Source organism: Blautia sp. RTP21359st1_E11_RTP21359_211015, from assembly GCF_040910705.1.
Taxonomy (GTDB): domain Bacteria; phylum Bacillota; class Clostridia; order Lachnospirales; family Lachnospiraceae; genus Blautia_A; species Blautia_A fusiformis.
The window spans coordinates 1-10,656 of record NZ_JBDGAB010000086.1 but is presented as its reverse complement, the minus strand read 5'-3'; the positions used below and the strand labels follow the sequence as shown (position 1 = coordinate 10,656).

General features: G+C 42.9%; 7 protein-coding genes and 5 tRNA genes. 10 read left to right on the top strand and 2 right to left on the bottom strand.

Annotated features, from left to right (window positions below; translation table 11 throughout):
* Position 1: 1 nt before the first annotated feature.
* The 5 genes from AB5026_RS18035 (at position 2) to AB5026_RS18015 (ending at position 461) form a co-directional block, all read left to right on the top strand.
* Positions 2-77 (top strand) — tRNA-Tyr (locus tag AB5026_RS18035).
* Positions 78-84: 7 nt separating this feature from the next.
* Positions 85-157, top strand: a tRNA-Thr gene (locus AB5026_RS18030).
* A 15-nt stretch (positions 158-172) separates the two neighbouring features.
* A tRNA-Met gene (locus AB5026_RS18025) sits at positions 173-246 on the top strand.
* A 5-nt stretch (positions 247-251) separates the two neighbouring features.
* Positions 252-324: transfer RNA gene (locus AB5026_RS18020), tRNA-Phe, on the top strand.
* Positions 325-388: 64 nt separating this feature from the next.
* Positions 389-461, top strand: a tRNA-Lys gene (locus AB5026_RS18015).
* A gap of 303 nt (positions 462-764) precedes the next feature.
* On the opposite strand, the gene AB5026_RS18010 is transcribed toward AB5026_RS18015, so the two are convergent.
* On the bottom strand, positions 765-1,184 hold the full coding sequence (locus AB5026_RS18010; RefSeq protein ID WP_173746759.1) for a hypothetical protein: 420 nt from the start codon (positions 1,182-1,184) through the stop codon (positions 765-767).
* A 129-nt stretch (positions 1,185-1,313) separates the two neighbouring features.
* Here AB5026_RS18010 and AB5026_RS18005 point away from each other — a divergent pair, with 129 nt between their 5' ends.
* Positions 1,314-5,327 (top strand): carboxypeptidase regulatory-like domain-containing protein, encoded by a 4,014-nt coding sequence (locus AB5026_RS18005; RefSeq protein ID WP_368214083.1) that lies wholly within the window; start codon positions 1,314-1,316, stop codon positions 5,325-5,327.
* Here AB5026_RS18005 and AB5026_RS18000 read toward each other — a convergent pair.
* Positions 5,291-6,508 carry a metallophosphoesterase gene (locus tag AB5026_RS18000; RefSeq protein ID WP_368214082.1) on the bottom strand — a complete coding sequence of 406 codons (1,218 nt, stop codon included), beginning with the start codon at positions 6,506-6,508 and terminating at the stop codon, positions 5,291-5,293. The two genes, AB5026_RS18005 and AB5026_RS18000, sit on opposite strands and share 37 nt — an antisense overlap.
* 221 nt (positions 6,509-6,729) lie before the next feature.
* On the opposite strand from AB5026_RS18000, the gene AB5026_RS17995 reads away from it, so the two are divergent.
* The 4 genes from AB5026_RS17995 to AB5026_RS17980 form a co-directional block, all read left to right on the top strand.
* Positions 6,730-7,551 (top strand): SpoIID/LytB domain-containing protein, encoded by an 822-nt coding sequence (locus AB5026_RS17995; RefSeq protein WP_368214081.1) that lies wholly within the window; start codon positions 6,730-6,732, stop codon positions 7,549-7,551.
* Between the two features lie 165 nt (positions 7,552-7,716).
* Positions 7,717-8,685 carry a M23 family metallopeptidase gene (locus tag AB5026_RS17990; protein ID WP_084449199.1) on the top strand — a complete coding sequence of 323 codons (969 nt, stop codon included), beginning with the start codon at positions 7,717-7,719 and terminating at the stop codon, positions 8,683-8,685.
* 255 nt (positions 8,686-8,940) lie between these two features.
* Positions 8,941-9,921: a LacI family DNA-binding transcriptional regulator gene (locus AB5026_RS17985; protein ID WP_021652887.1), complete on the top strand. Its 981-nt coding sequence runs from the start codon at positions 8,941-8,943 to the stop codon at positions 9,919-9,921.
* 543 nt (positions 9,922-10,464) lie between these two features.
* On the top strand, positions 10,465-10,656 hold a 192-nt coding region (locus AB5026_RS17980), incomplete at its 3' end, for a PTS transporter subunit EIIB (protein ID WP_368214080.1).

The window sequence follows — 10,656 nt, the reverse complement described above, 5'->3', positions numbered from 1 at the left end:
GATTCCCGAGTGGCCAAAGGGGGCAGACTGTAAATCTGTTGGCACCGCCTTCGAAGGTTCGAATCCTTCTCCATCCACTTAAATGCCGATGTGGCTCAATTGGCAGAGCAGCTGATTTGTAATCAGCAGGTTATCGGTTCGAGTCCGATCATCGGCTTTTAACATTTAATAACGCGGGGTGGAGCAGTCTGGAAGCTCGTCGGGCTCATAACCCGAAGGTCATAGGTTCAAATCCTGTCCCCGCTACTTATGCCCAGATAGCTCAGTTGGTAGAGCAGAGGACTGAAAATCCTCGTGTCGCTGGTTCGATTCCGGCTCTGGGCATGTTTTAATGTAAAACATACAAACGGCTGGTTAGAAAAAGCCTGAGTATTAATTAATTTAATATGGGGTATTAGCTCAGTCGGTAGAGCACTTGACTTTTAATCAAGTTGTCCGGGGTTCGAATCCCCGATGCCTCACTTTTTAAGTGGATCAGATAAATTCCCATTTATTGCTCAAGGCAGTAGGTGGGAATTTTGTTTTATATCTGTGGAAGACGGTTACGTTGTGATTCAGCGTAACCGTCTTTTTTATATCATAGAAAATTACTTACTGACGAACGAATCAGCAGAGCCATCGAGTAGGATTTCAATGGTAGGAGTATGTCAATGCGATAAAAAAAATATTATGGACATTTTCGACAAAAAATGTTCACTTTGCGACAAATTTGACAAAGTTCAAGAGATAAAAATGTTATATAATTAGAGCATAGCTGTACAGTATTAAGACTTTATCATAAGAATGAGCAGGAAATCTGTTATGATCAGGATTACTAGGAAGACAATACAGATGGTCATAGAATAGATATTCTGGATCTGGTTTGGATTCTGCGGATCACATTTAATCTGAACATGCTTTCCGGGGGCTTTGCCGAGGCGTAAAAACTCGATTCGGTCAGCTGTGTAGTCTTGTTCCTTGTAGGTGTAAGAGTACTTCACATAGTTATGATAATTGGAACTATGAGGCTTGTTAGGATTATTTGAGCGGCTGACAGATGATATAACAGCATCTACAGGTACGTAATCATGATATTTTATGGCGGAACAGATAGTTATTGCCAGAAAAAAAACAGTTCCGATTACGCAGCAGCCCAGAATAACCGGTAAAATTTGGCGTGCTTTTGGATTTACGGTGACACTCATGATTTTTCTCCTTTCTTGGTTGATAGTCTGATAATTTACGGGGGATTAATTATAAATGATTTCGAATGATCTCGAAAATTTATAATTGATGAACATTATAGCATAGTACAGCAGAAGGGAAAAGTGCTTATGAAGAGAAAAAGTGCATCAAAAAAATTGCTGCCGCTGATGCTGATCCTGATGTTGATCTTAGGAATCAGCATGCCAGCAAATGCAGCTGCAAATCCCAGACTGAACAGTACAAAAAAGGTTTTGTACGTGGGAAAAACATCACAGTTAAAGGTTGTAAACTGGAAGAAAGCCGTGAAATGGTCTTCTTCCAATAATAAAGTTGTAAAGGTTTCGTCAAAGGGAAAGATAACGGCTGTGAAGACCGGAACCGCAACAGTAAAGGCCAGAATTGCCAAAAAGACATTAACCTGTAAGGTTACAGTAAAAAGCCCGGGAATGTCAGTGAAAAAAGCCGTATTGTATGTAAAGGGAAAAAGTCTGCAGTTAAAAGTAAACGGTGTTTCGGGAAAGACGGTATGGAGTTCTGCCAATAAAAAAATCGTTAAAGTCAGCTCTAAGGGAAAAATAACAGCAGTAAAAATCGGAACAACCGTGGTTAAAGCTAAAATAGGAAAAAAAGTATATACCTGTAAGGTTACTGTAAAAAATCCTTATCTGTCTGCAAAGAGCTTAAAATTTGTATGGGGAACAGCGAATACATCCAGGAAACTTTCGATAAAGGGTGATGTGATCAAAACTGCCTCAAGTTCAAATACAAAGGTTGCCAAGGTAAAAAAAGATGGTACGGTTTCTGTAACAGGAACAGGAACATGTACAGTAACCTTTAAAGATTCCAAGAAGAGAACATATCGATGTAAGATAACAGTTGTGAAACCAACACTGAAAAATCAAAAAGCTACTCTGGAAGAAGGGGAAAGTATCCAGCTTGGTTTTAAGGAAAAGGGTGTTAAAGTAAGCTGGTCATCTGCTGATCAGAAAATTGCAACAGTAACAAAAACAGGTGTTGTCCAGGCAGTCGGAGAGGGAAATACATCGATCGTTGCCAAAGTAAAAGGAATAAAAATCTTTGCAAGGATTTTTGTTACGAAAAAATACGTGCAGGATTCCGGACATGAATACACCAGAGGTGAATGGGTAAAACTTCTTCTGGGTAAAGTTGGCTGCAAGTATGAAGAGCAGTTTGACAGCAAAAATTATTATTATGCTGATACCAGAGAAAATGAAAATGGAATCGCAGCAGAAATTGCAAAAACTATGGGAATCATTCCCGATGAAACCGATGAGCAGGATGTTCCATATTTTTATCCTGACGAATATGCAACAAGAGAGTTTGCCGCATATACAGCAGTAATGCTTATGGGATATGAAACTACGGATGAAGAACCGACATGTGCAGATGCGGCTCAGATCAGGTATAAAAATGTTGTAGCTATTGCACTGAAAAAGAATATGCTGTCTCTGAATGGAGATACCTTTGAACCGGAGAAGGCAATTAACGGAAATGATGCAGCTCAGATCTTAAAAGCTATCGACCAGATCACTGAGGACTCAGTAATCGATGAGAATTATGACAGCAAGGTTACCTATGCAACAAATGTAGTTGAAGTCAAAGATACTTCCAAAAATATATACAATGTTGTCCAGAATAGTGACGGAACTTATACGATCACAGTAAAAGATGGAAATGCTTATAAAAATCTGGAAACCGGAAAGGTTGTACTGTTTTCTGCAAAGGAAATGGGAACAGATACAGATATTGCATTAAAAGTCCAGAATATCACAAAGGACGGACAGGGACGTCTGATCATTAAGGCCGGCAAACCGGATGATATTTCAGAGGTTTACAAATCAATTGATTTTGAAGGTGCAGGAATTGCAGATCCGGAAAATATGCAGGTAACTGCAGAGGGCGTTCAATATGAGTATATTCCGGAAAATTCAAGTGAGGTGCCGGCAGGAGGACTTACTCTCGGCGGAAGTATTCCGGTTCCAGGTAAATTGAAATTTGATCTTAATCATAAATTTAATGATAAGGTGAAGCTGTCCGGTTCTGTTGCTGTTACGATTCCGGATGTAAGCTGTAAGCTGGATGCCGGATTTAGCTGGGGAAAGATAGAGGTAAGGCATTTTATTGCGTCAGTTACAGGAAAAGCTGATTTCGAAGGCGGACTTTATATAAGTGGCGTGAATTCAGAGCAGCAGATCAAACATGCAAGTGGAACTATGGAAACAGTCAGCGATGTACTTGAACTGGGACGAGTTCCTATAAAGCTTGGTACAACTGGTCTTTCTGCAGATCTGGTGGTTTCTCTGTTTTATGATGTGTCCGGGCAGTTTGTTGTGAAATATTCCGTTGAAGCAACCGGCGGATATGAATTCAAAGATGGAAATGGAAGATTTATCCATGATTTCAGTCAGACTTTGACACCGGTCACAATAGAAGGATCTGCGAAATGCGGTCTTCAGTTTGGATTAAATCTGACTGCATTGGAGACATGGGATCTGGCGGGAATTGATATTAAGGTAGGACCTGCGGCAAAGGCAAGCGTATCCTATACAGTTCGTGATGCCGGAAATGTGCTTTGTTCTGATGTAAGAACCTATATTTACGCAGCGGGTGAGTTGAATCCGGATACGGTGGTCGGAAAGTTCCTGAAAACGGTATGGCATTATACGTTGTCCAAGGATTTTCTGTCTGATGATGACGATAATCCACTAAAATTGAAGGTTCATTTTGAAAATGGAACACTGGTAGATAAATGTACAGTCGGAGCCGGAAGCATTGAGGGAAGCGTTTTGGATTCAAACAGTAAAGCTCCTGTAAAAAATGCCAGCGTGGAAGCATATTCCGGAACAGTCAAGGTTGAAAAAACTTTCACGAAAGAAGATGGAACTTATTCATTTAATGATCTTGATGAAGGAATCTACAAAATTGTTGTCACAGCAACCGGTTACCAGAAATATGAAAGCAGTTCCATGGGAGTATCAGCGAACCAGATCACATACGCAGAATCTTTCCTGATGGTATCCAGAGCAGAAGCCGGAGATGGTGAGCTGAGTGGAAGATTTATTCATTCCATGACCGGTGGAAATATAGAAAATGTAACTTATGAATTACGTAAGGGCTGGGATAATGTGATCGGAGAGACTGTGAAAGAAGGCGTATCAGCAGATGGAACCTATACGTTGACCGTGCCAGCCGGAAACTATACGCTGAATGCAAGCAATGAAGATTTTGTTTCTGCCCATATCAATGTTGTAGTTCAGGCAAATGCATGCAGTGAACGTGATGTAACAATGTCACCGACCAATATCAGTGCAGGAGATGAGGGACTTCTTCAGATCGTGCTTACATGGGGAGAAACTCCGCGAGATCTGGATTCTCATCTGCTGGGACCTGCTGATGAAAACGGAGATGACTACTTCCATGTATACTATAGGGATAAAAATGCATATTCAGAGGATGGAGATGTAATAGCAAATCTGGATCTGGATGATACAAGCAGCTATGGACCGGAAACAACAACCATATACAAAGGCTTCACCGGAAGAAAATATAGCTTTTATGTATACGATTATACAAATGGTGAAGATGATGCGAGTACAGAATTATCTGCTTCGTCAGCCAAAGTAACCGTTTACCGGGGTGGAAAACAGATCTACCAGGCAAATGTACCGGTTAACAGGGAAGGATACCTGTGGCATGTATTTGACTATGATGTGCAGTCAAACAAGCTTATGCCAGTCAATACCTTTGTATATGATTATGAAGTGCCGGAAGCAAATGCAATGGAAGATAATTCAGGCATTATTTCAGAAACAGAAGCCCTTGAGATCATCAGAAACAGTGAAAAGAAAGTTGAAGAAGAGAGCAGCGAGGAACTCAATATGAGTTCTGAAGAAGGAAAGACGGACGATAATACTGAGGAAGAGATATTTGATGATTCCAGTGAAGAGCCGGAGATATCAGAAAGTGGTGATACGGCTGAAGTAATTGAGTTTCCGAAGGACTCTGAAACGGAAGAAGAAAATGACGGAACAGAAATAACAGAAGAGGATAGTGAGCGTGCGGAGGAGCTGCCGGTGGAAGATATTTATGAGGGATCAGAGGAGTTAGGTCTGGCAGGATAAAAATGTACTGTGATCGAACAGATCTCGCTGTTTGTGGCAGTACGCATATTCGGGCCCCATATGCCGGCACCGGAGGTAACGATGTTGTGCATAGTCCCCTTTTTCAGGTAACCGCAGGAATTTTCCCAGACCAGGCCGGTGATGATGTTCAGAGGGAACAGCTGGCCGTCATGAGTATGGCCGCAGAGATCAAGGTCTGCGCCTGCGGCTGCCACTTCATCCAGCTGACCGGGCTGATGATCCATAAAAATAATCGGGAGTGTTTTGTCAAGGCAGGCTGTAAGCTGGTCAGGATCCTTACGGGTGTCGGACATTTTTCGGCAGCGTGAAGGATCCTTACGGCCTGTCAGATAAAATCGTTTATCTATGAGGACGGTTTCGTCATCGAGAAGCCGGATGTTGGCAGATTTCAGAAAATTCCGCATTCTGGGATCATCATAATCTTTTTTTGCATTGCGGAAGGTAAAACCGGCCAGAATCGGTTCGCTGAGATCATGGTTGCCCCAACAGGCATAAACGCCGTATCTGGATTTCAGCGAACGGAGAATGGCCGCTGTTTTTTTCGGGTTTTTGATCCCTTCATATTCGTTATCAAAAATATCGCCGGCAATACAGATCAGATCCGGATCTTCGGCGTTGATCTTTTTTACAAGAAGCCCGGCATGTTTTTCTCCGATACTGTAACCGAAATGAATGTCTGCGAGCAGGACGATCTTCAGGGAGTCCATTCCCTTCACCTGCTTGTCTATTTTCACATCATAAGTTTTTGTCTTAATATTCCACTGATTAAAAATCCCATAGAGACTGACACCAATGATCAGAAGGGTGCAGACAGCGCCTGTGACTACGAAGGCTTTCCGGGAATACATCCAGGCCGGATGAAGCGTATGCTTCAGGATCAGTCTGCAGAGATCTGTAGTTACGATTACGATCAGGATGTAAAGAAATGTTCCCTGAAAATAATTTGCCGTATTTTTCAGGAAGCGATGGAGCGCAGGGGGCTTCCGGATGAGAAAACAGGTCAGAAGAGAAGTGGACAGAAAAATATAAACACCTGCAAAGCATGCCCGGAACGCAAAGGTCTGGAAAAAATGAGCGCAGGCACCCATCCACAAAATCATCCAGCGGACGATATAAATATTAATGAGAATATATAATGGTGCGAGAAAGATGGCAAGCATGGTGTGTGATACCTCCATTCGTGGCAAGCAATAAGCGGTGAGCAGGACTGATCGCTGCAGATACTTTTTGGATTGATACATAGCATTTCCATAAATTACTGCAGCATGTTCGGAATAACTTTTTTTGATGCATTGATTCATAGAACTGCTATAGTATACAGCAAATAATAATTTTTGGCAAAAGAACATATATTAGGAAAAAGAACGCTTATGGTGTTTTTATGAAAAAATATGCGCTTCTTCGATATTGTCTGGTGTTTTTAGCAATTGTTCTTCCTTATTTTTCGGCGGCAACCATTAATGGACCGGACAGGGTCCTGGCAGAGAGGGTGCCGGATATGGAAGAATATCTCCCGGTCATTGTTTTTTCGCAGATTTCCCCGGATATGAAAAAAGAAACCATAAAAGCGCAGACTGTGATCGCACGGTCGAATATTCAAAGGTGGCTGGGCGAGGGGAAAAATCTGGCAGAGATCCTGAGGGAAAACGGAAGTACAGAGGAAGTCTGGAGATATTTTTTTGCAGAAAAAAGGCAGATCTATGAGCAGGCAGCAAAAGAGACGGATGGACAGGTACTTACATATGAAGGAAAAGTGAGGCTGACTCCCTGGCATAAGAGAAGCGCAGGGAAAACCCGCAGCGGGGAAGAGGCTTTTCATGAAGAGGCGTATACATATCTGAAATCGGCAGATAGCAGTGAGGATAAAAAATCTCCGGATCATATAAAAATCGTGGAAATTCCTGCGGGGCAGCTTTCCGGGGAGCTGAAGATCAAAAAACGGGACAGTGCCGGTTATGTGACAGAGCTTACGATTGGGGAAACACTTCTGGAGGGAGAAAGCTTTGCAGCGGGAATGGGACTGGAATCCGCGAATTTCAGTTTGAAGAAAAAGGATGATATTTATTATCTGCGAGTGTGTGGTAGCGGTCATGGTGTGGGATTTTCCCAGTTTGGTGGAAATGAGATGGCAAAAAACGGAAGCAGTGCGGAGGAAATCCTGAAAAAATATTTTCCGGAGATGGATCTGAAAGCTGAGGATTAAAGAAAGTCAGGCATCCGAAGCAACGTCTGATAAAAAAATATTCAAAAAATGAATAGACAGCCATATTCTGGACACTCTATAGATATAGAAATGGTGACCGAAACGGCAGCTTTACTGTTTTTTCTGTTACTGAAAATGAACATATCAGACAGAGGTGGAAAGAATATGAAAAGTAAAATCGTGAGAGGTATTATCAACGGAGGTGTTCTGGCAGCAGTGGCGGCACTTGGGATTACTGTTTATCAGCTTGGAACAAAGCCCATCGCAGAAAATCCCCAGGAGGAAAATTCTGTACAGGTAGAAGAGACCGGGCTGGAAGAGGAGCTTTCGGACGGGGAAAACGCAGAGGATGCGGCAGCTGCCGGAGATGGCTGGCAGGATGTAGCACAGGATGAGATCTCTGATGGAGAAACCGGAGATGAAGCAGGTCTGTCAGGAGCTTCAGAAGCCGGAGCAGATGGAGTGACAGGAAGCATCCGTGAGACTGCAGGAAGTGGTACAGCCGAAAATGCAGCGGCAGATGCAGATAATGGAAGTGGTACGGATGATAGGAGCGTGTCTGCGGCGGCAGGTGCAGACAGAAGCCGCACAGATGGCACTGGAAATACAGCAGATAATGCCGGAAATACATCGGCAGAGGGAGCGGTGAATAACGGAGCTGGAGCTTCCACAGATACCGCAGAGACCTCAGCTGTCGGAATTGCGGCACAGGCTTTGGATTTTACGGAGGATTCTATTATGGAATGGCCGGTCAGAGGAACGGTTCTTGTGGATTACAATATGGATGAAACCGTATATTATCCGACTTTGGATCAGTATCGTGTGAGCTCTGCCATTGCTTTGCAGGCAGTGGAGGATGCGCCGGTGTATGCGGCGGCTGATGGTCAGGTGCTTTCTGTTGTACAGGATGCCTGTACGGGAACGACTGTGACTATGGAGTTGGGAAATGGTTATCAGGCAGTATACGGGCAGCTGAAGGACCTTACTGTGGCAGAAGGTGACACAGTAAAGGAGGGTGAAGTGATCGGAAATATCAGTGCACCTACCAAATATTATTCTGTAGAAGGCCCGAATCTTTATTTTGCAATGAAAAAGGATGGCGTGCCGGTAGATCCGTTTGAATATCTGGAATGACATGGAAAACCGAAAAACAGATATGCCGGGGAGATTTTTGGAAACAGAGTATGGAGGATACGGGATGGGAGATATATGCATCCCGTATCCTTTGCGTTGTGAAGCGTATTAGTGAGAACGGAGTGAGCAGTAATAAAAATTTCCATTTACATAGGAAAAGAATCTTTTTTACCGGAAAGAAACCGTGTATAATCTATATTATAAATATGCATACAAGGACAGATATAACAGGACAAAAGAAGAGGTACATAAGTTATGAACATTAATGAAATAGCCAGGCTTGCCGGAGTTTCCAGAGCTACGGTATCCAGATATCTGAATAATGGATATGTCAGCAGTGAAAAAAAGGAAGTCATCCGCAGGGTGATCCAGGAGACAGGATATCAGCCATCCTCCCAGGCACAGACACTGCGGACCAAAAAAACCAGTCTCATCGGTGTCATCCTCCCAAAGATCAATTCAGATACCATAAGCCGTGAGGTGACAGGGATCAGTGATATTCTTACACGGAGAGGATATCAGCTTATTCTGGCCAATACCAATAATGATGTGGAAGAAGAGCTGAAATACCTTTCTCTGTTTAAAGAACGTCAGGTGGACGGAGTGGTTTTTATTGCTACCATGTTTACCAGAAAGCATAAACAGATGCTGAAGGATTATAAGGTACCGATCGTGATCCTGGGACAGCATCTGGACGGATATCCATGTATTTATCAGGATGATCATAAAGCAGCTTTTCAGGTCACGGAGAAGCTGGCGGAGAAGGGGAAAAAGTTTGCCTATATCGGCGTTACAGATAAGGACGAGGCAGTTGGTGCCTGCAGGAAAAAGGGTTTTATGGATGCTATCCATAAAGCTAAGCTGGAGGTCGTGCCGGAGAGGATGAAGATCGGAAGCTTTACCATGGATTCCGGGTATGAGATGGCGAAGGAGCTTTTTGAGGAGGAGCCTTCCATAGATTCTCTTGTGTGTGCTACGGATACTATGGCGGTGGGAGCCATGACTTATTTGAAGGAGATCGGGCTTCGCATTCCCGAGGATGTTCAGATCGCAGGGATTGGGGATGGAGTTCCGGGTAAGATCGTGGAACCGAAGCTGACAACGGTACATTTTTATTATAAGACCAGCGGAATGGAGGCAGCAGCCATGCTGGCTGATCTTATTGAGAACGATACCGGGATCAGCAAGGAAATAAAAATGGGATGTGAGCTTGTGGAACGGGAATCTCATAGGTAACAGAGAATATCCTCGCAGACAGAGGAAGAAATTATAAGTTATTGTGGAACAGGAGCAGATCTTTTGGGAGAAAAAGACCTGCTTCTTTTTTGTGTGGTGCTGTGTTATGGCTGAGCAAACACAGAAAAATGCCAGATTTTTTCTGCGATACCTTGACTGGTTTGTCTGTCTTGCATCTGTTCTTATGGAATATGTACAATTTTGACCGAAGAAATTTGTGCGATGTTGCGGATTTACAAATAATAATGCAGTAGTTATAATACAAGTAAGATATGAGAACGATTCCACATAAGAACACAAGCAACAACATAAAACAAACCATTGAAAAGTGCTAAAATCATCAAAAAACTTAAAAAAATGGAAAGATTACCGTTCCTTGTATGAATGGATATATGAAATCAATCTCATAAATAAATGAAAAACAATGGATCAGAGATAATAAATCCCGGAAAGCTGAAGAAAGAACAGACAGATCTGATCCGAAGAAAGGGAAAGCAGAAAGAGATGACTGTCCGGGAACAGTAGCAGAAAAGGAGGAAGGACATGGATTACAGAAAGACAGCACAGGAAATCTATGATCATGTAGGAAAGAAAGAAAACATCATTTCCGCGGCGCACTGTGCAACAAGGCTTCGTCTGGTCATTGCGGATAATGACAAGGCGGATAAGGAATATGTAGAGAACATCGACGGTGTGAAGGGCGTGTTTTTCGCACAGGGACAGATGCAGATCATC

Excerpts from the sequence above, each read along its gene's own strand:
- AB5026_RS18010 (WP_173746759.1), bottom strand. The coding sequence starts at position 1,184 with ATGAGTGTCACCGTAAATCCAAAAGCACGCCAAATTTTACCGGTTATT.
- AB5026_RS18005 (WP_368214083.1), top strand. The coding sequence starts at position 1,314 with ATGAAGAGAAAAAGTGCATCAAAAAAATTGCTGCCGCTGATGCTGATC.
- AB5026_RS18000 (WP_368214082.1), bottom strand. The coding sequence starts at position 6,508 with ATGCTTGCCATCTTTCTCGCACCATTATATATTCTCATTAATATTTAT.
- AB5026_RS17995 (WP_368214081.1), top strand. The coding sequence starts at position 6,730 with ATGAAAAAATATGCGCTTCTTCGATATTGTCTGGTGTTTTTAGCAATT.
- AB5026_RS17990 (WP_084449199.1), top strand. The coding sequence starts at position 7,717 with ATGAAAAGTAAAATCGTGAGAGGTATTATCAACGGAGGTGTTCTGGCA.
- AB5026_RS17985 (WP_021652887.1), top strand. The coding sequence starts at position 8,941 with ATGAACATTAATGAAATAGCCAGGCTTGCCGGAGTTTCCAGAGCTACG.